The sequence below is a fragment of the Stenotrophomonas sp. ESTM1D_MKCIP4_1 genome (assembly GCF_003086895.1).
Classification (GTDB): Bacteria; Pseudomonadota; Gammaproteobacteria; order Xanthomonadales; family Xanthomonadaceae; genus Stenotrophomonas.
Map to the genome: position 1 here is coordinate 3,458,042 of NZ_CP026004.1, position 20,972 is coordinate 3,479,013.

19 protein-coding genes are annotated in these 20,972 nt (G+C 67.6%); 6 read left to right on the plus strand and 13 right to left on the minus strand.

The features are described 5' to 3' along the window. Positions 1–39: 39 nt before the first annotated feature. The 5 genes from C1924_RS15780 to gap all read right to left on the minus strand — a co-directional run bounded on the left by C1924_RS15780 (position 40) and on the right by gap (position 7,182). The gene (locus C1924_RS15780; RefSeq protein ID WP_108766148.1) at positions 40–708 is read right to left on the minus strand and encodes an HAD hydrolase-like protein; all 669 of its coding nucleotides are present in this window, start codon (positions 706–708) and stop codon (positions 40–42) included. Continuing rightward, positions 705–1,880: a phosphoglycerate kinase gene (locus tag C1924_RS15785; RefSeq protein ID WP_108766149.1), complete on the minus strand. Its 1,176-nt coding sequence runs from the start codon at positions 1,878–1,880 to the stop codon at positions 705–707. The genes C1924_RS15780 and C1924_RS15785 overlap by 4 nt, the downstream gene beginning before the upstream one ends. 155 nt (positions 1,881–2,035) lie before the next feature. Beyond that, positions 2,036–3,412, minus strand: a complete 1,377-nt coding sequence (locus C1924_RS15790; protein ID WP_108766150.1) for a DUF3999 domain-containing protein — start codon at positions 3,410–3,412, stop codon at positions 2,036–2,038. Then, positions 3,409–6,054, minus strand: coding sequence for a DUF2339 domain-containing protein (locus C1924_RS15795; protein ID WP_108766151.1), 2,646 nt, complete (start codon positions 6,052–6,054; stop codon positions 3,409–3,411). The genes C1924_RS15790 and C1924_RS15795 overlap by 4 nt, the downstream gene beginning before the upstream one ends. A 123-nt stretch (positions 6,055–6,177) precedes the next feature. After that, on the minus strand, positions 6,178–7,182 hold the full coding sequence (gap, locus tag C1924_RS15800; RefSeq protein WP_079222994.1) for a type I glyceraldehyde-3-phosphate dehydrogenase: 1,005 nt from the start codon (positions 7,180–7,182) through the stop codon (positions 6,178–6,180). Between the two features lie 193 nt (positions 7,183–7,375). On the opposite strand from gap, the gene C1924_RS15805 reads away from it, so the two are divergent. Then, entirely contained in the window at positions 7,376–8,005 is a 630-nt protein-coding gene (locus tag C1924_RS15805; protein ID WP_108766152.1) for an OmpW family outer membrane protein, read from the plus strand. Between the two features lie 185 nt (positions 8,006–8,190). On the opposite strand, the gene C1924_RS15810 is transcribed toward C1924_RS15805, so the two are convergent. Then, positions 8,191–9,318, minus strand: a complete 1,128-nt coding sequence (locus C1924_RS15810; protein ID WP_108766153.1) for a GGDEF domain-containing protein — start codon at positions 9,316–9,318, stop codon at positions 8,191–8,193. A 113-nt stretch (positions 9,319–9,431) separates the two neighbouring features. Here C1924_RS15810 and C1924_RS15815 point away from each other — a divergent pair, with 113 nt between their 5' ends. Further along, the gene (locus tag C1924_RS15815) at positions 9,432–10,250 is read left to right on the plus strand and encodes a S1/P1 nuclease (protein WP_108766154.1); all 819 of its coding nucleotides are present in this window, start codon (positions 9,432–9,434) and stop codon (positions 10,248–10,250) included. 10 nt (positions 10,251–10,260) lie between these two features. Beyond that, on the plus strand, positions 10,261–11,061 hold the full coding sequence (locus tag C1924_RS15820) for an MBL fold metallo-hydrolase (protein WP_108766155.1): 801 nt from the start codon (positions 10,261–10,263) through the stop codon (positions 11,059–11,061). Between the two features lie 42 nt (positions 11,062–11,103). Here C1924_RS15820 and C1924_RS15825 read toward each other — a convergent pair whose 3' ends face one another. From C1924_RS15825 to C1924_RS15835, 3 genes are read right to left on the minus strand one after another with little or no spacing between them, the layout of a single operon-like run. Then, complete coding sequence (locus tag C1924_RS15825) at positions 11,104–11,664, minus strand: hypothetical protein (RefSeq protein WP_108767091.1); 561 nt, start codon at positions 11,662–11,664, stop codon at positions 11,104–11,106. A gap of 8 nt (positions 11,665–11,672) precedes the next feature. Continuing rightward, positions 11,673–12,926 carry a TonB family protein gene (locus tag C1924_RS15830; RefSeq protein WP_108766156.1) on the minus strand — a complete coding sequence of 418 codons (1,254 nt, stop codon included), beginning with the start codon at positions 12,924–12,926 and terminating at the stop codon, positions 11,673–11,675. Then, a complete protein-coding gene (locus C1924_RS15835; protein WP_108766157.1) occupies positions 12,919–13,284 on the minus strand; it encodes a BlaI/MecI/CopY family transcriptional regulator in 366 nt (121 codons plus the stop codon). The genes C1924_RS15830 and C1924_RS15835 overlap by 8 nt, the downstream gene beginning before the upstream one ends. Before the next feature lie 121 nt (positions 13,285–13,405). Between C1924_RS15835 and C1924_RS15840 the strand changes: the two genes are divergently transcribed. The 3 genes from C1924_RS15840 (at position 13,406) to C1924_RS15850 (ending at position 16,606) form a co-directional block, all read left to right on the plus strand. Beyond that, entirely contained in the window at positions 13,406–13,963 is a 558-nt protein-coding gene (locus C1924_RS15840) for a flavin reductase family protein (RefSeq protein ID WP_108766158.1), read from the plus strand. A gap of 34 nt (positions 13,964–13,997) precedes the next feature. Further along, positions 13,998–15,950 (plus strand): acetyl-CoA hydrolase/transferase C-terminal domain-containing protein, encoded by a 1,953-nt coding sequence (locus tag C1924_RS15845; protein ID WP_108766159.1) that lies wholly within the window; start codon positions 13,998–14,000, stop codon positions 15,948–15,950. Between the two features lie 104 nt (positions 15,951–16,054). Next, on the plus strand, positions 16,055–16,606 hold the full coding sequence (locus tag C1924_RS15850) for an NADAR family protein (RefSeq protein WP_108766160.1): 552 nt from the start codon (positions 16,055–16,057) through the stop codon (positions 16,604–16,606). A gap of 21 nt (positions 16,607–16,627) precedes the next feature. Here C1924_RS15850 and C1924_RS15855 read toward each other — a convergent pair whose 3' ends face one another. The 4 genes from C1924_RS15855 to C1924_RS15870 form a co-directional block, all read right to left on the minus strand. Continuing rightward, the gene (locus C1924_RS15855; RefSeq protein ID WP_108766161.1) at positions 16,628–16,915 is read right to left on the minus strand and encodes a HigA family addiction module antitoxin; all 288 of its coding nucleotides are present in this window, start codon (positions 16,913–16,915) and stop codon (positions 16,628–16,630) included. Between the two features lie 11 nt (positions 16,916–16,926). Next, entirely contained in the window at positions 16,927–17,205 is a 279-nt protein-coding gene (locus tag C1924_RS15860) for a type II toxin-antitoxin system RelE/ParE family toxin (RefSeq protein WP_108767092.1), read from the minus strand. Between the two features lie 262 nt (positions 17,206–17,467). Next, entirely contained in the window at positions 17,468–19,465 is a 1,998-nt protein-coding gene (gene tkt, locus C1924_RS15865; protein ID WP_108766162.1) for a transketolase, read from the minus strand. A 156-nt stretch (positions 19,466–19,621) separates the two neighbouring features. Beyond that, on the minus strand, positions 19,622–20,956 hold the full coding sequence (locus tag C1924_RS15870; protein ID WP_108766163.1) for a dicarboxylate/amino acid:cation symporter: 1,335 nt from the start codon (positions 20,954–20,956) through the stop codon (positions 19,622–19,624). Positions 20,957–20,972 lie beyond the last annotated feature (16 nt).

Consider the following 20,972-nt stretch of genomic DNA (forward strand, 5'->3'; position numbering starts at 1 on the left):
AGCCCTCTTCGCTGGAGAGGGATCCGACCCCTGGGTCGGTCAGGCCAGCAAGGTGATCAGCTGCGCCGGTTCGCGGGCCAGCTGGCCGGCGCCGGCCTCGGTCAGCTCGGCTTCGCCGCCGAACCCCCACAGCACACCCACGTTGCGCAGGCCGTGGTGGCGGGCGCCCTCGATGTCCATGCGGCGATCGCCGATCATCCAGCACTGTCCCGGTTCCAGCTGCAGACGCTGCAGCGCCTCACCCACCAGCTGCGGCTTGCTGCTGCGCGAGCCATCCGGTGTGGAGCCGATCACATCATCGAACAGCTCGCCGAACGCCAGGTGCTCGACGATGCGGCGTGCGTGCGGTTCGTTCTTGGCCGTGACCACCGCCAGCCGATGGCCACGGCCATGCAGCGCGCGGACGGTGGCTTCGATCTCCGGGTAGACGGTGTGCTCACGCCACCCTTCCACGTCGAAACGCTCGCGGTACAACGCCACGGCTTCCTCCACCCGCACGTCGTCGCCGAACAGCGGGGTGAAGGTGGTGCGCAGGGACGGGCCGATCCAGCCGAGCAGGGTTGCCTGCGGTGGCACCGGCTGGCCCATCTTCTGCAGCGCATAGGCGATGCAGCGGGTGATGCCCACTTCCGAATCGATCAGGGTGCCGTCCATGTCGAAGAAGAGCGTGGCACGCTCTTCTCCGTCAGCGCGCAGCGCCGCGCTCATGCGCCGCGTGCGGCCAGAGCAGCCACGGCCGGCAGGGTCTTGCCTTCCAGGAACTCAAGGAACGCGCCGCCACCGGTGGAGATGTAGCTGACATCACCGGCAATATCGAACTTGTCGACTGCCGCCAGAGTGTCGCCACCACCGGCAATGGAGAACGCCTTGGAGCTGGCGATGGCGCGGGCCAGCGCTTCGGTGCCCTTGCTGAAGGCCTCGAACTCGAACACGCCCACCGGGCCGTTCCAGACCACGGTGCCGGCCTGATCGATCAGCTGCGCGTACTGCGCGGCGGTCTGCGGGCCGATGTCCAGGATCAGATCATCCTCCGCCACGGCATCGACGGCCTTCACTTCCGCTGTCGCATCGGGCAGGAACTGCTTGGCGGTCACCACGTCCACCGGCAGCGGGATGGCGGCGCCACGGGCCTGGGCGTCGGCGACGATCTTCTTCGCGGTATCCAGCAGGTCCGGCTCGTACAGCGACTTGCCCACCTTGTAACCAGCGGCGGCGATGAAGGTGTTGGCGATGCCGCCACCGACGATGAGCTGGTCGACCTTGCCGACCAGATTGGCCAGCAGTTCCAGCTTGGTGCTGACCTTGCTGCCGGCCACGATGGCCAGCAGCGGCTTGGCCGGGGCATCCAGTGCCTTGGCCAGCGCATCCAGCTCAGCCATCAGCAGCGGGCCGCCGGCAGCCACCGGGGCGAAGCGGATGACGCCGTGGGTGGAGGCCTGGGCGCGGTGCGCGGTGCCAAAGGCATCCATCACGAACACGTCGCACAGGGCGGCGTACTTCTTCGACAGGGCTTCGTCATCCTTGCCCTCGCCGACATTCATGCGGCAGTTTTCCAGCAGTACCAGCTGGCCCGGCTGCACGTCCACGCCGTCCACCCAATCGCGCACCAGCGGAACCTCGCGGCCAAGCAGTTCGGACAGCCGCTGGGCGACCGGTGCCAGCGAATCGGCTTCGCTCCACACGCCTTCCTTCGGACGGCCCAGGTGCGAGGTGACCATCACCGCAGCGCCCTGCTCCAGCGCCCGCTTGAGCGTCGGCAGCGAGGCGGTGATGCGCTGTTCGGAGGTGATGCGGCCATTCTCGATCGGCACGTTCAGATCCTGGCGGATCAGCACGCGCTTGCCGGAGAGGTCGAGGTCGGTCATGCGGACGATGGACATGGGCAACTCTTTGGCTCAGGGACGGGATGCCGGAGTACGGCAGACGGCCATTGTATCGGCTGCCGGTGGCCACCGCCCTGTAGAGTCGAGCTTGCTCGACTGACGCGTGGGGCAGTCGAGCGAGCTCGACTCTACGGGGCGCGGCCGCCGGGCGGTTACGCCGAGGGCGCGGGCTTCTGCCGCAGCAGGCTGAGCGCCAGGCCGCCCACCACCAGCACGCCCAGGCCCAGCAATGCCCACAGCAGCCAGGCCTTCCAGTCGCGCGGCGGCTTCAGCGCGGCATCGCCGGCCAACGTCTCCGGTGCGCCTTCCAGACGCGCCAGCGTCGGCTGCCACGCGGGGTCGTTGCGTTGGCGCAGTTCCTCGATCAGCACCGCGATCGGTGCTTCGGCACGGCGTGCGGTTGCACTGCCCACCGCCAGCGCGTACGGCGCCGCGCCCTGGCTCAGGAACACCATCACTTCGGGTTGGTAGCCCAGGCGCAGGGTCGGCGCGGTGGCGGTTTCCACCGGGCTGGCCACCAGTTTCCAGTAGCGGTCACGCCAAGGGCCGCCCAGTGCCTGCGCGGCAGACTGCTGGCGCTGGCCCGGTGCGCCCTGCTGTACCTGATAGGCGATCCAGGGGGCACTGCGGCGCTGCCATTCGGCACCGGGGTCGTCGCGGCTGTACAGCGTCCACTGCACCAGGCTGTTGTCGGCGCTGGCCACGTCGGCCCTGCTGACCGGGAACCGCCCGTCCAGTTCAAAGGTGTACTCGCCCGTACCCGCGGCGGTCGGTTGCAGCGACAGCCACTCCCACGGCACCGTCGCCGGCGCGGGTGGCAGTTCGGCCAGCACGCTGCGCAGCACCGGCAGGCGCGCGTCGCCCTGCGGCAGGACGCGCAGGTAACGCGCATTGCCATCCACCTGCAGCCGCCGCTGCAGCAGGCGCTTGCCGGCGCGCTGCAGATCCACCAGCGGCACATCGCGCGCCACGGCCCGCCAGTGCTGCAGGTCGTCGCTGGCATCCAGCTGCACCTGTGCCTGCAACGGCTGCCCGCTGTCGGCCCAGTCCAGCACCAGCGCGGCCAGCGGCTGCTGGCCCAGCACGCTGGCGTCGATCAGCCAGCCGCCCTGCCCGTTCGCCACCGCACCACCGCCCACGCGCGCTTCAACCCGGCGCACGCGGCCGTCGGTATCGCGCTCGGTCAGCAGCTGCAGATCATTGCGCTGTGCTTCGGCCAACCGCGGCAGCGCGAACCACGGCAGCTCCCGCTGCACCGGCGGCTGGGCCAGCGGCTGGTCCGGGGCGAGCAGCGCCGATGGCAATGCCTGACCGGCGGCGTTGAATACCTGCAGATCTGCCAGATCGGCACGGCCGGCGCGGCGGTAGATGGCGGGCTCCAACACCACGCGATAGGCGCCGGACTGCGCGCTGGACAGGCTCAACGGCCACTGTTCGGCATAGTGCGCGCGGTAGTCGGTGGCCTGCGCGGATGCCACGCTGGCCAACGCCAGCAACATCGGCAGCAGTGCCGCACTCCACTTCTTCATTGCGTGTTCTCCACGGTTGGCGCGGTGCCCGGGGGCGCCGGCGCCAGATAGCCCACGACCGTGCACAGCAGGCCGTAGGCAATGAACGATGCGATACCCAACAGGTTGCCCAGGTGCTGGCGGTCGATCAGTACCAGCTTGGCCAGCACTACCGCCATCAGCACGGCACCGACCATCCACAGGATGCGCTGGCCACGACGCGAGCCCCAGACCCAGGCGATGACGCCCAGCACGCTCCACAGCACGGTCAGGCTGGTCTGCGCCAGGCTTTCGCGGGCCATCGACGGCGCCCACGGCACGCCTCCCCAGTGGTGCACGCCATGCAGCACCGTGCTGGTGAGCGCGATGAATCCGGCCAACGCCAGCAACGGCACGCGCAGGCGCTGCAGCGCGGCCGGGGCCTGGCCGCCGAACAGCCAACGGGCGGCCAACAGCAGGCCCAGCCACTGCGACAGTTCGGCGGGGTTGAGTACCGGCAGCCACGGCAGCGGCGCGGCATCGCCGGCCAGGCTGATACCGATCCACCATGCGCAGGCCAGCACAGCGAACACCACGCTCTGCAGCGACGTGCGTGCCGCATCGAAGGCGTCGCCCAGCGGCCAGCGCAGCCATGCCCAGCGCCACAGCGACACGGCCGCCAGCAGCAGCCACGGCAGAGTCACCAGCAACGCGGTCCAACCCTGCGCCAGATGCGCGGCATCGCCGCCCCACAACGCAAGCAGGGACAGCAGCGAAGGCCACAGCAGCCACCACAGGAACTGGGCGATGCGGGCCACGCCATCGCCGCCCTGGCGCAGGCACAGCAGGGTGCGCACGCCCAGCACCGCAAACACCGCCCAGCCCAGCGCGCCGTACCCGGCGAACGGCTGCTGGTGCGCATCGCTCTGCAGCAGGGCCAGCGGGAAGCCTGTCGCCAGCATCACCAGGGCGGTCACGCCCAGCGCGCGCGCGGGCTGGCGGCGCTGCGCTTCCGCAGCCAGCCAGGCGGTCAGTGCGGCCAGCACCAGCAGGGCGTCAGCCTGCGCAGTGCGCTCGATGAAGCGGCCGATCTCATGAATGAAGCCGCCCAGCCACCACAGCAGGCCCCACAGGTAATAGACCAGCGCCACGTCGTGCCGCGCGCGGCGCTGGTAGCTCCATGCACTGGCGAAGCCGGCCAGCGCCAGCAGCAGCGCGCCGATGGCGGTGGGGTTGAGCAGGAACCGCGCGTCCGCGTGCCAGTAGTCGGCGCCCACCACGAACGCGAAGGCGGCCCCGAGCTGCAGCAGCGCGGCAGCCACCTGCGGCAGCCAGCGCTGCTGGCGCAGCCCCAGCCAGGCCAGGCCCGCACCTTCCAATGCGAACACCGCGCCGGTGGCGCGCGCCGACAGCGCCAGCGGCACCGCCAGCGTGGCAAAGCCCACCGCCAGCACCGCGTGCGACTGCGCCAGCACGCGGTAGGACGCGCGATGGATCAGCGCGCGCGCCAGCACCGCATAGATCGCCGCCAGGCCCAGCGCGCACAACGCCAGCGTCATCGGCTGCTCATGCAGCATGCCGGCCTGCAGCGAGAACGCGATCAGTGGCGTGCCGAACACAAGGCTGCCGTCGACCAGATCGCGGCGCTCGGCCGGCTGGCGGCGCGCGTACAGCAGCGGAATCAGCAGGTAGAAGGCGAAGAACAGCAGCAGGAACGGTTCGGTGCTGGTGAACTTGTCGGCGCGGTACTGCAGCACGCCCCAGAAGGTGCCGATGCCGAAGGTGAAGGCAAAGCCCAGCAGATTGAGCGCACGCCACGGGCGGAACCAGGCGATGGCGAAGATGCCGGCATTGAGCACCGCGTAGTAGCTGAACAGGCCCACATGGTTGCCGCTGCCGGTGGACAGCCACAGCGGCGCCATGAAGCCGGCGAGGATGCCCAGCACCGCCAGCGTGCGCGAGTTCTGCACCACGGCCAACACGCACAGCCCGGCCACCAGCAGGATCGAACTGGCGAAGGCGAAGCCGGGGTTGATGAGTTCAAAGCGCTTGAAGGCCGCGAAGATGGTCAGCAGCAGCACGCCGATGGCGCCGCCCTGCAAGGCCAGGGCAAACAGCCGGCGGCGCTCGCGCTGGTACCAGCCGAAGCCCAGCAGGCCCAGCGCGCCGACCGTGATGGCGGCCAGGCGCAGCTCGATCGGCAGCACCAGCCAGCCCTGATCGCTGACGTACTTGAGCAGCGCGGCGACGCCGGCCAGCAGCACCAGCATGCCGATCTTCACCGGCACATTGCCTTCGGTGAACCAGCGTTTGACCGCGCCCACGGCGCGTTCGATCACGTTGGGCTGCACAGGCTCCGGCGGCAGGGGTGGCGGCGCCGGGACCGGCGGCGGCACGGCGGCGGGCTGCGCAACAGCCGGTGCGGGCGACAGCGGCTGCGGGGCAGCAGCAGCCGGGCGCAGGAATGGCGGTTCGCTGGCCTCGGCCAAAGGTGCAGCAGGTTCTGCGGCGGCGGCCGGCTCGACCGCGCGTGGCGCGGCGGCAACGGCGGGAACGCCTTGGGCCAAGGTGCTTTCCAGTGCGGCCACGCGCCGGCGCAGGCCGGCAATCATCACCAGCGCCACCACCAGCAGCAGCGGTATCGCCAGCAGGGCCAAAACCACCAGGACGATCAGTGCTTCCATTCTTCGTCTACCCCAACGCAGCCGCGCCCCAGCGGCAGCGGTCCGTGGCCCATGCTACGTCAGCCGGGCCCATGAACGACGAACCCCGGCAAGCCGGGGTTCGTGTACGGATCTTCGTGGGCCTTACTTGGCCGCGACGACCTTGGCCATTTCCAGGCACTTGTTCGAGTAGCCCCACTCGTTGTCGTACCACGACACGAGCTTGACGAAGGTGCCGTCCAGGGCGATACCGGCGTCGGCATCGAACACCGAGGTGTGGGTTTCACCGACGAAATCGGTGGCCACCACCTTGTCTTCGGTGTAACCCAGGATGCCCTTCAGCGCGCCTTCGCTCTGTGCCTTCACTTCGGCGCAGATTTCGGCGTAGGTGGCTTCCTTTTCCAGCTCGACGGTCAGGTCGACCACCGACACGTCCGAGGTCGGGACGCGGAAGCTCATACCGGTCAGCTTCTTGTTCAGTTCCGGGATGACCACGCCGACGGCCTTGGCCGCGCCGGTGGACGACGGAATGATGTTTTCCAGGATGCCACGGCCACCGCGCCAGTCCTTGTTGGACGGGCCATCGACGGTCTTCTGGGTGGCAGTGGCTGCGTGCACGGTGGTCATCAGGCCGCGCTTGATGCCCCACTTGTCGTTGATGACCTTGGCCAGCGGGGCCAGGCAGTTGGTGGTGCACGACGCGTTGGAGATGATGGCCTGGCCGGCGTAGGTCTTGTCGTTCACGCCGAACACGAACATCGGGGTGTCGTCCTTCGACGGAGCCGACAGGATGACCTTCTTCGCGCCGGCATCGATGTGCTTCTGCGCGGTTTCCTTGGTCAGGAACAGGCCGGTGGCTTCCAGGACGACGTCGGCGCCGACTTCATCCCACTTCAGGTTGGCCGGGTCGCGTTCCTGGGTCAGGCGGATCTTCTTGCCGTTGACCAGCAGATCGTTGCCCTGCACCGCCACATCGGCCTTGAAGCGGCCATGCACGGAGTCGTACTTCAGCATGTACGCCAGGTAGTCCGGCTCCAGCAGATCGTTGATGGCCACGATTTCGATGTCATCGCCGAAGTTCAGCACCGCCGAGCGCAGCACATTGCGACCGATGCGACCGAAACCGTTGATACCAACCTTGATTGCCATGTTCAGAAGCTCCTGCAGCCGCGACAGGTGCGGCGGGGTGGATAGGGCCCCCAAGTCTACCAGCACGGCCCTGGCCACCGCCGGCCAGTGCCGCGGCCCGGCAGGCGCCCAGACAGGATTTGATCCGGATCAAAGCGTTAGCGCGGCGTGAGGCCGAGACTGGCCGCATCTACCCCGTAACGAGAACACCCCGATGCGCAAGACCTCCCCCCTGATCCTGGCCGGCCTGGCCGCCGCCGTATCCCTGGCCGCCACCCCGGCCATGGCCCAGTCCAAGGGTGACTGGACCGTCTCCGCAGGCGTCCACCAGGTCGCCCCGAAGTCCAACAACGGCTCGCTGGCCGGTGGCACCCTGAAGGTGGACGTGGACAACGACGTCAAGCCGACCATTACCGGTGAGTACTTCATCGCCGACAACCTGGGCATCGAAGTGCTGGCCGCCCTGCCGTTCAAGCACGACATCAACATCAACGGCCTGGGCCGGGTGGGCAGCAGCAAGCAGCTGCCGCCGGTGGTGACCCTGCAGTATCACTTCAATAGCAAGGGCAAGGTTTCGCCGTTCGTGGGTGCGGGCCTGAACTACACCACCTTCTTCAGTGAAGACACCACTGGCGCGCTGGCCGGCAGCAAGCTGAAGCTCGAAGACTCCTGGGGCCTGGCCGCGCATGCCGGCGTGGACTTCGCCATTGGCGAAAAGGGTGCACTGCGCGTGGACATGCGCTGGATCGATATCGACAGCAAGGTGAAGCTGGACGGCGAGAAGATCGGCACGGTGAACATCGACCCGCTGGTGTACGGCGTGTCGTACGTCTTCAAGTTCTAAGACCCCCAGACCCTCGCAGCAGATTGCCCCGGTGTGTGTGCCGGGGCTTTTTTCCTGGAGCATCCACGCATGGCGTGGATCTACACGTCTGTGTGCATCCACGCATGGCGTGGACCTACACGTCTGTGTGCATCCACGCATGGCGTGGATCTACACGTCTGTTTGCATCCACGCATGGCGTGGATCTACACGTCTGTGGCCACTTCCACGCGGTTGCGGCCGCCCGCCTTGGCGCGGTACAGGGCTTCGTCGGCGCGTGCCAGTGCGCGCTCCAGCGTGTCGCCGCCGTCATCGTGCCAGCGCGCCACGCCGATGCTGACGCTCACCACCGGCGCGGCCTCTGAATCCACGTGGGCGATGGCCAGGGCCTGCACCTGCTGCCGCATCTGCTCGAAAGGCGCGGTTTCCGGCGTCCCCGGTGTCCAGTACCCCAGCGCGACGAACTCCTCGCCGCCATAGCGGGCCACGACCGAGCCGGCATCGCGCAACTGCGCTGCCAGGGTGACGGCCACCGCATGCAGCACGGTGTCGCCGGCCGGGTGGCCGTGACGGTCGTTGTAGCGCTTGAAAAAGTCGATGTCGATCATCGCGATGCGCAGTGCGCCGCGCGCATGCGGCGTGCGCAGGTAGCCCTGGAAGACCTCGCGTGCACGGCGGTCGAACGCGCGCCGGTTCAGCAAGCCGGTCAGGCCATCATGGTTGGCCATGGCATCGAGCTGCTGCTCGGCCCGCCACGTGGCCCGCGCCTGCCGTTCGGAAATGTAGCTGCCGACAATGCCTGCCAGGTTGCTGGCCAGCACGAACATCACCCCCTGCAGCATCTGCGCCCATTGCCGGCCTACCTGGATTTCGGCCAGGACGAAGGCGGCGGTGATCAGCGTGCCGGTCAGCGTGGCCACGCCGAAGCGCAGGCCGCAGAGGAAGTAGTTCAGCAGCAGGAACAGGCTGATGCCTTCATAGGGGTAATCCACACCGGCACGATGGGCGGTCCAGATCATCGTCACCAGGGCCAGCCCGGCAACCAGCACCACGCAGCCGCCCAGTGCCTGCAGGCGCTGCCTGAACGGGGGAACGAACGTCAGCAGGACCCCCAGCAGCAGCACCGGCAGCAGCACCCCCAGCCGCCAGCGCAGTACCACCGCGTTGACCTCGGGCGGCAGCCAGAACTGATCGAGCACGGCAAAGCCCACAGACAATGCCGCCGCCAGCGCGCACGCGCAGCGCATGCGCCACCGCACCTGGGTATTGAATGCGGAGGCGAAGCCGTCATCGCCTGGATGCCCTGCGGTGATGCGCCTGTCCGTGATCGCCATCGGCCCCTCCCATGCCCATCCCCACCAACGTAGTGGCGGCGGCATCAAGACCGCGTGGCGACTGGCCGCGCGGCGTCAAGCTTCGTTTCCACCACCCCCGCTAGAATGGGCGCATGAAAGCCCTGCACTCCCTGATTCTCGCTGCCGCCCTTGCGCCGGCCCTGCTGACCCTGTCCGCCCCCGCCCATGCCTGGGGCGCGCAGGGTCATCGCCTGGTGGCCGAAGTGGCCGATACCCGCCTCACCCCGACCGCGCGTGCCGAGGTCGACCGCCTGCTGGCCACCGAACCCGGTGCCACCCTGGCCAGCATCGCGCCGTGGGCCGACCAGCTGCGCGCCAAGGACCCCGGCCTGGGCCGTCGCTCCGCCGGCTGGCATTACGTCAACATCGCCGAAGACGGCTGCCATTACGAGCCGCCGAAGCACTGCAAGAACGGCAACTGCATCGTCGAAGCGCTGAAGGCCCAGAGTGCCATCCTGGGCGACCGCAGCCTGACCGACGGCGAGCGCCTGCAGGCGTTGAAGTTCGTCGTGCACCTGGTGGGCGACGTGCACCAGCCGATGCACGCCGGTTACGGCCACGACAAGGGTGGCAACGACTTCCAGCTGCAGTTCGGCAACCGCGGCACCAACCTGCACTCGCTGTGGGACAGCGGCATGCTCAACACGCGCAAGCTGGATGACGCCGGCTACCTGCCGGTGCTGCGTGCGCTGCCTGCACCGAAGCTGGCGCGCCAGTCCAACCCGCAGCGCGACCCGCAGAGCTGGGCCGAGGCCAGCTGCCGCATCTCGGTGCAGCCGGGCGTGTACCCGGCTGCGCACAAGATCGGCGATGAATACACCGCGCGCTATCGCCCGGTCGCCGAAGCGCAGCTGCGGCTGGCCGGCGAGAATCTGGCACAACTGCTGAACCGCGTGCTCGGCACGCGCTGAGGAGGTTCCGATGTCGGCCCAGGTCCAATCCTTCTTCCACCGCGACAGCAACACCTTCAGCTACCTGGTCAGCGACCCGGCCAGCGGTGAGGCCGCGCTGATCGATCCGGTGCTGGATTACGACCCCGACACCGACGCCAGCAGCGATGCGCCGGTGCGCCCGTTGCTGGAAGCCATCGACCGGCAGGGCCTCCACCTGCGCTGGCTGCTGGAAACCCACGCCCACGCCGACCACGTGTCGGCCGGGCGGCGGTTGAAGGCGCACTTCCCGCAGGCGACGCTGGCCATCGGCGAGGGAATCCGCGCGGTGCAGGCTACGTTCGCCCCCCGCTACGGCCTGGATGGGCCCGCGCTGGACACGCATTTCGACCATCTGTTCGCTGATGGCGAAACCTTCGCGCTGGGCCGGTTGCAGGGCCGCATCATCGCAGTGCCCGGCCACACCAGCGACAGCATTGCCTATCTCATCGGCGATGCGCTGTTCCCTGGCGATTCGCTGTTCATGCCCGACAGCGGCACCGCACGCTGCGATTTCCCCGGCGGTGACGCCGCGCAGCTGTACCGTTCGATCCAGCGCCTGCTGGCGCTGCCGGCTGCCACCCGCGTGTTCGTCTGCCACGACTATGGTCCGGGCGGCCGCGCGGTCGCCAACGAAACCACCATCGGTGCGCAGCGCGCGCACAACATCCACGTGCACGAAGGCGTGGATGAAGCGGCGTTCGTCAGCGTCCGGCAGGCACGTGATGCAACCCTGGCCGAGCCGAAGCTGATGCAGCCGGCGGTGAAGGCCAACATCCAGGGCGGGGCCTGACCGCAGCCCCGCCCTGTGCGCGCCACCGGGCACCGCCCGGCGCTACCGGCCCTGCGTGCGCACTACGTGCTGGCCCTTCGCGATCTCGAAGGTGAACGCGTACTGCAGGGTGACGGCTACCGGATTGACGCGCTCGGCCCCCTCGCAACCACGCTCATCCGGCACCTTGCCCGGCGCAAAGTGGCAGACCGCTGCCGGGAAGTATTTCCAGTGGGCAACGGCCTCCTGCGCCGCCTGCAGCAGCGGGGCATTTTCCGTCAACGTTCCTGCAGTGCAGGCACTGCGGTCGGTCAATGGCTGGGTGCGATCGACCTTGCCCTCCGCATCCACCACCACCTGCAGGCAGACCGTGGTGGGTGGCAGCGCGGTGCGTGGGTCACGCTCGCCCACTTCCGGGTCCGGACCCGCGTACAGCTGCGGCATCCGATAGCCTTCCGTGGCGGCCAGCGTGTAGGGCTGGATCTGGCCACCGCCGCCGCCCCCCTCGGGGCTCAGGCGCTGGTGGCCGACGCTCTCGTTGCGGGTTTCAACCGTGGTCAGCCGTTCCTGGGTAGCGCAGCCGGCCAGCAGCACCGCTGTGATGCACAGCGGTGCGCGCTTCAGTGCTGCCTTCACTGCGTCTGGCCGCCGTTCGCCTCGGTGTTGTCCATGGCGTAGGTGATCGGAATGCGCAGCTTGGCGGCCACCGGCTTGCCATCCTTCGTTGCCGGCTTGAACGTCCAGCTGCGCGCCGCTGCGATCGACGCAGCCTCGAACACGCCCGGATTGGTCGCACTTTCCACACGCACATCGGTGGCCACGCCCTTTTCATTCACGGCCACGATCAGCTTCACCACACCGGTCTGGCCCTTCTCGAACGCGCCCACCGGATAGCTCGGGGGTGACATGTTCTGTACCTGGATCGGCGTGTCCAGCCCATCCTTGGCAGCATCCGCCTGGGCGTACTGGAACGGCTCGGCACTGATCGACGGTACCCCCGTCGCCGCCCCCTGGCTCGCCCAGGCCAGCGCGGCCCCACCCATGCACAACCCCACCAGCAACATCTGACCGGTCACTTTCGACACTGCCTTCCGCTTCGACTGCTTCAACATGGCGATACGCTCCTTCAACACGGGTTGGCTGCGCCAATGGCATGCCATCGGTGCAACCGGGTGGACCAGCTGCGCCTTGAGCAGCGTGCTGGCATAAAGGCGGCGCTGCATCGGCTGCGCGGCAACGGTACGCGCATCGCAGGCCAGTTCCTGGTCGCGCAGGAAGCGGCGCGCGGCCCAGGGCAACAACGGGTGGAACCAGAACACGGTGCGTGCCAGCAGCAGTGCGCCGTTGGCCCAGTGGTCGCCATTACCGCGATGGCTGCGTTCGTGGCGCAGGATCAACGCCTGTTCTTCGGCATCGAACTGCTGGTCGAAGTGCGGCCCGACCACGATGCGCGGCCGCCACAGGCCGACCAGTGCGGGCAGCCCCGGATCGGCGCTGGCCTGCCAGCTGCCATCGGCCCGCGCCCGCAGCGTTCCCAGCCGGCGCTCGAAGCGGCGTTGCGCACGCAGTTCGCGCAGCGCACACAGCCCGGCGCCTGTGGCCCAGGCCAAGGCCAGCAACCAGGGCCACATCGGCAGCTGCGCCGGGACGCCCTCAACGCCCATGGGCACGACCTTCAGCGGCAGCGTGGGCACATGCTGCAGGGCCGGCAGCACCGGCAGTGGCAGCAGCACGGCCATCAGCAGCAGCGGCAGCAGCCACCAGCTGCGGTAGGCCAGGCCAGCACCGCCCAGCTTCACCAGCAGCGGTCGCACCGCTGCCAGCAACAGAACGCCCATCGCCAGCCACAGGCTGGCCCGCCACAGTCCTTCGAGCAGCTCATTCATCGTCCATCTCCTGGATCAGCTTCTTCAGTTCGGCGATGTCCTGCGCCGTCAGCTGGCCACGCTCGCTGAAATGGGCCACCAGCGGCGCCACCCGGCCGTCGAACACGCGGCCGATGAAATCCTGGCTCTGCGCCTCCACCCAGGCCTGGCGCTGCAGCAGCGGCTGGTAGAGGTAGCGGCGGCCATCACGCTCTGCGGCAATCGCGCCCTTGGTCAGCAGGCGGTTGAGCAGGGTCTTGATGGTCGGCTCGGCCCACTCGCGGTGGGCCAGCGCGGCCACCACGTCTTCGGCGCTGCGGGGGGACTGCTGCCACAGCACCTCCATCACAACGGCTTCGGCTTCGCTGATCGGGCTCATGATTTACATCCGTAATCGACAGCCCGATTACGCTCGTAATCGATCCGGTTGTCAACCCCCTCGACTGCAGGTTCATCGCGCCTGCCCCAGCATCGGTCGCTCCTGCCCCGCTGGAGCCCGCATGAAGCCGCTGCGCAAACTGGATTTCCCGGTGGAACAGGCCCGCCGCTTCCTTGAACCCGGCCCCATCGTGCTGGTCAGCACCGCGGCCCACGGGCAACGCAACCTGATGACGATGGGCTGGCACATGGTGATGGGCTTCTCGCCCTCGCTGGTGGCCACCTACCTGTGGAACGAGAACCACAGCTTTGCGTTGGCCCGCGACAGCCGGCAGTGCGTGATCAACGTTCCCGGCGTGGAGCTGCTGGACACCGTGGTGGATATCGGCAACTGCAGTGGCCGCGAGGTCGACAAGTTCGCGCGTTTCGGCCTGGATGCGGTGCCCGCGCGCGAGGTCGCCGCGCCGCTGGTGGGCCAGTGCCATTCCAGCTTCGAGTGCCGGCTTCACGACGACAGCCAGATCGAAGCCAGCAACCTCTTCATCTGGGAAATCGTGCGCGCCCACGTCGCGCCACGGCCGAAGCTGCCGCGTACCTTCCACTACCGGGGCGATGGCCGGTTCATGGTGGCGGGCGCGGAAATCTCGCGTCGACGGCGGTTCAAGCCCGACATGCTGTAATGCCAGCACTCCCCTTGCCGCAGGACCGCCACGCATGACCGAACACCTGACCGACCTGGACGCCGCCGTAGACTGGCTGTTCGCGCGCGTGGAAGGGCCGCTGCGGGTGGGCGCTCCGCTGGCACTGGGCAAGCCGCATCGGCTGCTCAATGCCCTGTATGCGCGCGTGGAAGGGGATCCGTCGCGGCCGCTGCAGCTGTACACCGCGCTGTCGCTGAATCCGCCGAAGGCACGCGGCGACGGCCTGGAGGCGCGCTTCATGGCGCCGTTCGTGCAGCGCCATTTCGGTGAGGACTTCCCGCGCCTGGCCTATGCCGATGCGATCGCCCGTGATGCACTGCCGGCGCATGTGGAGGTGGAGGAGTTCTACATGCAGTCCGGTGGGCTGCTCGGCTCACGCCAGGCGCAGTCCAGCTACACCAGCCTGAACTACACGCACGCGGCCGATGCCGTGGCGCAGCGCGCGCCGCAGGTGATCGTGCAGAAGGTGGCGATGCGCCCGGACGACCGTCGGCTGTCGTTGTCGTGCAACAACGACATCACCCAGGACACCCTGGATGCGATGGCTGCACGCGGCCTGCCGCGGCCCCTGCTGGTGGCCGAGATCGATCCGCAGCTGCCTTACCTGGGCGGTACGGCCACGGTGGATGTGTCCTTCTTCGATCTGGTCATTACCCCGCCGCCGCCCTACCCGGCCCTGTTCGGCCTGCCGCGGCAGCCGGTGGCCGATGCGGACTACGCCATCGGCCTGTACGCCAGCACGCTGGTGCGTGACGGCGGCACGCTGCAGATCGGCATCGGCACGCTGGCCGATGCTCTGAGCCATGCGCTGGTACTGCGCCACACCGACAACGCGCGCTACCGCCGCGTACTGAACGCACTGGACCCGCAGCTGGCCAGCCACCCGCTGGTGCAGGAGATCGGCGGCCTCGATCCCTTCGAGGTGGGCCTGTATGGCTGCAGCGAGATGCTCAACGAAGGCTTCCGGCGGCTGGTGCAGACCGGCGTCATCCGGCGCAAGGTGCACGACGATCTGGCGCTGATGCAGCGCATCGAGAATGGCAGCACGCTGTCCATCGACCATGCCACGCTGGACGCCGAAGGTGAGTACCTGCACGGCGCGTTCTACCTTGGTTCGCCCGAGTTCTACGACTGGCTGCGCACGCTGCCCGAAAACGAATGCCGGGCGATCGGCATGCGCCGCATCAGCGAAATCAACCAGCTGTATGGCGGCAACGAAACGCTGGAACGGCTGCAGCGCCGGCATGCGCGCTTCTTCAACTCCTGCATGATGGCCACCGCCCTGGGTGCAGCCGTCTCCGATGCGCTGGAGGATGGCCGCGTGGTATCCGGCGTGGGCGGCCAGTACAACTTCGTGGCGATGGCCCATGCCCTGCCCGAGGCGCGCAGCGTGCTGATGTTCCGCGCCGCGCGCGACGACAAGGGCCAGCGTGCCTCGAACGTGCGCTGGAACTACGGCCACACCACCATTCCACGGCACCTGCGCGACATCTACCTCAACGAGTACGGCATCGCCGATCTGCGCGCATTGACCGACGACGACTGCGTGCAGGCGATGGCCGCGATCACCGAAGCGCCGTTCCAGGCCGGGCTTCTGCAGCAGGCCTATGCCTCGCGCAAGCTGCGTGCCGGGCGGCAGGTGGATCCACACCGTGCGCAGCGCAACACCCCGCAGGCATTGGCGGCGGCGCTGGCACCGTTCCGTGCCGATGGCACGCTGCCCGACTATCCGCTGGGCAGCGATTTCAACGAGATCGAGCAGGTGCTGGTGAAGGCGCTGGGCTGGCTGAAATCGAACACGCAGACGCGCGCTGACATGCTGCGCACTGTCTGGGCTGCGCTGCGGCAACCTGCCGGTGATGGCGATGCGGTGTACCTGCAGCGCATGGGCCTGCAGGCGCCAAAGGATCTGGGCGAGCGCGTGAATGCACGCCTGCTGCGGCTGGCCCTCGCCCGCACTGCGTAACCGCGCAATGGTCGTGCCGGGCCACGCCCGGCGGACGCGGACCGCGATGCCAACCAAGGTTGGCAGCTACAGGGGCGTCGTCGCTGACGCGGTATGCTGTGACGATGAGCGACGATTCCCGTTTCCTGCATGACCTGCAGCAGCGCCAGGCTGCGGGCGAAGACCTGCGCTATCTGTGTTTCTGGGGCCACCAGCCGCCGCGCAGCGGTGTCTCTGCGTCCTGCTTCAGCCAGTGGTATGCGGCAGGTTTCGATGTCGATGGCGTGCACTACCGCACCGCCGAGCACTACATGATGGCCGGCAAGGCGCGCCTGTTCGGTGCGACCGACCTTCTCGGAGAGATCCTCGCCAGCACCACGCCGGACAAGGCCAAGGCACTGGGCCGCAGGATCGAAGGCTTCGATGAAGCACGCTGGACCCAGGCGCGCTACGCGCTGGTGGTGGAAGGCAACAGGGCCAAGTTCGCACAGAACCCGGAACTGGGCGCGTTCCTGCGCGCCACCGCCGGCTGGGTGCTGGTCGAAGCCAGCCCGGTGGATTTCATCTGGGGTATCGGCCTGGCCAAGGACCACGCCGACGCGCACAACCCAGCGCAGTGGCGCGGGTTGAACCTGCTGGGGTTTGCATTGATGGATGTCCGCGACGCGTTGTCGTAACCATCCACGCATGGCGTGGATCTACTGGCTGACATGCAGACGCTTGATCGGAGGATGCTCCCGATGCTCTGCCTGCCATAGATCATAGGCTGCCTGCATCGCCAGCCACATCCGTGCGTTCCCCAGGCCAGCCAGTTCCAGACGGTACGCCAGCTCTGCGGAAATGCCGGCATGGCCATTGATGATCGTCGACAGCTGCCCACGTGAGTACCCCAGGTGGAGCGCGAGTGCACTGATGGACATGTTGATCGCGGGCAGGATGTCCTCGCGTAGCGATTGCCCAGGGTGAGGCGGGTCATGCATCGGCATCGCACGTGCTCCTAGTGGTAATCAAGGTAATCGACCAATTCAACATCGATCCCCCGGAAGCGGAAGACCAGGCGCCAGCTCGCCGAAACGCTCACGGACCAATAGCCTTTGTAGTTCCCTTGCAATGGGTGCAGACGATTGCCTGGTATTCCCATATCGCCGGGGAGATTGGCTTGATCCAGCTGATGGAGCAGGCGTCGCAAGCGGCCCACATGGTCCGCGCGGACGCCTGACGCGTCAGCCCGATCGTAGAGCGCTCTCAGCCCCTTGTGCCGGAAGCTGACGATCACGCTCGCCAACTGTAAGGCATCACCTTACATCCTGCAAATGGGATATGCGTCCTGTGCACGATTCCTCCATCACCCGGACCAGGCTTGCCCGGCGAATGCCACGAAGGTCGTTGTTTTCGCAGAAAGCGCGGTAAATGCGGAAGAGGCCAACGCGACATCACCGGTTCATCGATGAAACGTTCCGGCAAAGGCAATACGTTCACCCGGAAACGAGAAAGGCCGGCTTGCGCCGGCCTTTCCCTTTCCTGCTTCGCAGGGCTGCTTACAGCGCCTTCGCCGCCGCCACCACGTGGTCGGTGGTGATGCCGAAGTGCTTGAACAGCTTGTCCGCCGGGGCCGAGGCACCGAAGGTGTCGATGCCGATCACCGCACCGTCCAGGCCGACGAACTGGCGCCAGAAACCGGTGACGCCGGCTTCGATCGCCACGCGCTTGCGAACCGCATTGGGCAGCACCGATTCACGGTAGGCCGCATCCTGGCGCAGGAACACGTCGGTGGACGGGATGGAAACCACGCGGGTCTTCAGGCCGGCGGCGTCCAGCTGGGCCTTGGCTTCGGTGGCCAGCGAGACTTCCGAACCGGTGGCGATCAGGATCACGTCAGGGGTGCCGGCCGCATCGGCCAGCACGTAGCCACCGCGCTCGATCTGGGCGATCTGCTCGGCGCTGCGCGGCTGGTGCGGCAGGTTCTGGCGGCTGAACACCAGGCAGCTCGGGCCGTCCTGGCGGGTGATCGCGGCCTTCCAGCTCACCGCCGATTCGACGGCATCGCACGGGCGCCACACGTCGTTGTTCGGGATGTAGCGCAGCGAGGCCAGGTGCTCCACCGGCTGGTGGGTCGGGCCGTCTTCGCCCAGGCCGATCGAGTCGTGGGTGTAGACGTGGATGGCGTGGGCCGGGATCAGCGCGCTCATGCGCACGCCGTTGCGGGCGTAATCGCTGAACACCAGGAAGGTGGCGTCGAACGGAATGAAGCCGCCATGCAGGGCCAGGCCGTTGGCAATGGCGGTCATGCCGAACTCGCGCACGCCGTAGTACACGTAGTTGGCGTTGGCGTCGTCGGTGGCCACCGACTTGCTGCCCTTCCACAGGGTCAGGTTCGAGTGCGCCAGGTCGGCCGAGCCGCCGACGATTTCCGGCAGCAGCGGCGCGAAGGCTTCGATGGCCAGCTGCGAGGCCTTGCGCGAGGCAATGGTGGCACCTTCAGCGGCGACCTTGGCAATGTAGGCATCGGCCTGGGCCACGAAGTCGGCCGGCAGCGCGCCGTGCGAACGACGGGTCAGTTCGGCGGCTTCAGCCGGGTACTGCGCGGCGTACTTGTCGAACTGCTGTTCCCACTCGGCCTGGCGCAGGGTGCCGGTACCGCCGGCACGCCAGCCGGCGTAGATCTCTTCCGGAATCTCGAACGGGCCGTAGTTCCAGTCCAGCGCCTTGCGGGTGGCCGCCAGTTCGTCCTTGCCCAGCGCGGCGCCGTGGCTGGATTCCTTGCCGGCCTTGTTCGGCGAACCGAAGCCGATGATGGTGCGGCAGCAGATCAGGGTCGGCTTGTCGCTCTGCGACAGGGCAGCTTCGATGCCGGCCTTGATGCTTTCCGGGTCGTGGCCGTCGACATCGCGCACCACGTTCCAGCCATAGGCCTCGAAACGCTCGGGGGTGTTGTCGGTGAACCAGCCCTCGACGTTGCCGTCGATGGAGATGTGGTTGTTGTCCCAGAAGCAGACCAGCTTGTGCAGGCCCCAGGTACCGGCCAGCGAAGCCGCTTCATGCGACACGCCTTCCATCAGGCAGCCATCGCCCATGAACACCCAGGTGCGGTGATCGACGATCTCCAGTTCCGGGCGGTTGAAGCGCTGTGCCAGCAGCTTCTCGGCCAGGGCGAAGCCCACGGCATTGGCAAAACCCTGGCCCAGCGGGCCGGTGGTGGTTTCCACACCCGGGGTCTCGTGGCGCTCCGGGTGGCCGGCGGTGTGGCTGCCCAGCTGGCGGAACTGCTTGAGCTGCTCGATCGGCAGGTCGTAGCCGCTCAGGTGCAGCAGCGCGTACTGCAGCATCGAGCCGTGGCCGTTGGACAGCACGAAGCGGTCGCGGTTGAACCACTGCGGGTTGTTCGGGTTGTGCCGGAGATAGTCGTTCCAGAGCACTTCGGCGATGTCGGCCATGCCCATGGGCATGCCGGGATGGCCGGAATTTGCGGTTTCAACCGCATCAGCGGCAAGGAAGCGGATGGCGTTGGCCAACTGGCGACGGGTAGGCTGCGTCATGGTTCTGTCGGAATCGGGAGGCGGCCGCGAAACTGCGGGCGCGTCATTGTCCCACAGACGCCGGGCAGGGTCAGGTCAACGTCGTCCCGGAACAGGACGGGGCCGGAGCCCTTTCCTGGCGGAAAGGGATCCGACCCCGTTCAGGCGTCGTCGGAATCAGTTGTCCAGGCGGGCGGCGGCGGCCGCGGCTTCGGCCGGGGTATCCGGCGCTTCGCCCTTGGCCACCAGGGTGGTCAGGGCCAGGTCGCCGGTCACGTTCAGCGCAGTACGGCACATGTCCAGGAAGTGGTTCACGCCCAGGATCAGGCCGATGCCCAGCGGGTTCACGCCCACCATCGCACAGATCATCGCCACCACCGGCAGCGAGCCGGAGGGGACGCCGGCAGTGCCGATGCCGCCCAGGATGCAGACCGCCATCACCATGAACTGCTGGCCGATAGACAGGTCCACGCCGAAGAACTGGGCCAGGAAGATGACCGTCACGCCCTCGAACAGCGCGGTGCCGTTCTGGTTCGCCGTGGCACCCACGGTCAGCACGAAGCGCGACACCCGCTGCGGCAGGCCCATCTGGTCGGCCACGCGCAGCGCGGTCGGCAGGGTGGCGTTGCTGGACGCCGTGGAGAACGCCATCACCGTGGCTTCCTGGGTATCGCGGAAGAACGACAGCGGCGAGCGGCCCGACAGCCACACGGCGGTGCCATAGGTCACCACCATGTGCAGGCCCAGCGCCAGCACCACCACGCCCACGTACGCGCCCAGGCGGATGATCAGCTCGAAGCCGAACAGTGCAGCCAGGTTGAACATGAAGCAGGCCACCGCATACGGGGCCAGGCGGATGACCAGGTTGATCAGGGTCATCGAGATTTCAAACACGCCCTCGATGGCGCGACGCAGCGGAGCGACCTTGGCCTCGTCGGTCAGCACCATGCCGATGCCGAACATCAGCGCGAAGAACATCAGCGACAGGATGGCGCCATTGTCCGAAGCAGCCTGCAGCACGTTGCTCGGCACGATCGACAGCAGCATGTCCATGCCCTTGGGCGTGCCATGGATGCCGGCCACGATTTCCTTGCTGCGCTCGGCATTCTCCGAGAGCATCAGCGCGGCGGTCTGCGGGTCCACGCCGGCACCCGGCTTGAGCACGTTGACCAGCACCAGGCCGATGCCCACGGCGATGCCGGACAGCAGCACGGTGTAGGCCAGGGTCTTCCAGCCGATGCGGCCGAGGGCGCGGATGTCGCCCATCTCGGACACGCCCATGATCAGCGCCGAGAAGATCAGCGGCACGATCAGCATGAAGATCAGGTTGAGGAACAGGCCCGACGCCGGCGTGGTGATGTAGTCCATGACCCACTTGGCACCGGCCTGCAGACCATCGACGCTGCCACCCAGGGCATGCACGGTAAGTCCCAGGACCAGGCCGACCGCAAAGCCGATGCCCATCTTCCAGTGCAGGGGCAACTTCTTCTTGTCGGCAGCAGCTGCTGTCATACGCGGCGTTCCTCGA

What these genes read in the sequence shown, in the direction of transcription:
- C1924_RS15810 (WP_108766153.1), bottom strand. Translation starts at nt 9,318, where the DNA reads ATGGCGATCACGGACAGGCGCATCACCGCAGGGCATCCAGGCGATGAC.
- C1924_RS15815 (WP_108766154.1), top strand. Translation starts at nt 9,432, where the DNA reads ATGAAAGCCCTGCACTCCCTGATTCTCGCTGCCGCCCTTGCGCCGGCC.
- C1924_RS15850 (WP_108766160.1), top strand. Translation starts at nt 16,055, where the DNA reads ATGAGCGACGATTCCCGTTTCCTGCATGACCTGCAGCAGCGCCAGGCT.
- C1924_RS15785 (WP_108766149.1), bottom strand. Translation starts at nt 1,880, where the DNA reads ATGTCCATCGTCCGCATGACCGACCTCGACCTCTCCGGCAAGCGCGTG.
- C1924_RS15855 (WP_108766161.1), bottom strand. Translation starts at nt 16,915, where the DNA reads ATGCCGATGCATGACCCGCCTCACCCTGGGCAATCGCTACGCGAGGAC.
- C1924_RS15840 (WP_108766158.1), top strand. Translation starts at nt 13,406, where the DNA reads ATGAAGCCGCTGCGCAAACTGGATTTCCCGGTGGAACAGGCCCGCCGC.
- C1924_RS15835 (WP_108766157.1), bottom strand. Translation starts at nt 13,284, where the DNA reads ATGAGCCCGATCAGCGAAGCCGAAGCCGTTGTGATGGAGGTGCTGTGG.
- C1924_RS15790 (WP_108766150.1), bottom strand. Translation starts at nt 3,412, where the DNA reads ATGAAGAAGTGGAGTGCGGCACTGCTGCCGATGTTGCTGGCGTTGGCC.
- gap (WP_079222994.1), bottom strand. Translation starts at nt 7,182, where the DNA reads ATGGCAATCAAGGTTGGTATCAACGGTTTCGGTCGCATCGGTCGCAAT.
- C1924_RS15830 (WP_108766156.1), bottom strand. Translation starts at nt 12,926, where the DNA reads ATGAATGAGCTGCTCGAAGGACTGTGGCGGGCCAGCCTGTGGCTGGCG.
- C1924_RS15820 (WP_108766155.1), top strand. Translation starts at nt 10,261, where the DNA reads ATGTCGGCCCAGGTCCAATCCTTCTTCCACCGCGACAGCAACACCTTC.
- C1924_RS15870 (WP_108766163.1), bottom strand. Translation starts at nt 20,956, where the DNA reads ATGACAGCAGCTGCTGCCGACAAGAAGAAGTTGCCCCTGCACTGGAAG.
- C1924_RS15845 (WP_108766159.1), top strand. Translation starts at nt 13,998, where the DNA reads ATGACCGAACACCTGACCGACCTGGACGCCGCCGTAGACTGGCTGTTC.
- C1924_RS15805 (WP_108766152.1), top strand. Translation starts at nt 7,376, where the DNA reads ATGCGCAAGACCTCCCCCCTGATCCTGGCCGGCCTGGCCGCCGCCGTA.
- C1924_RS15795 (WP_108766151.1), bottom strand. Translation starts at nt 6,054, where the DNA reads ATGGAAGCACTGATCGTCCTGGTGGTTTTGGCCCTGCTGGCGATACCG.
- tkt (WP_108766162.1), bottom strand. Translation starts at nt 19,465, where the DNA reads ATGACGCAGCCTACCCGTCGCCAGTTGGCCAACGCCATCCGCTTCCTT.
- C1924_RS15780 (WP_108766148.1), bottom strand. Translation starts at nt 708, where the DNA reads ATGAGCGCGGCGCTGCGCGCTGACGGAGAAGAGCGTGCCACGCTCTTC.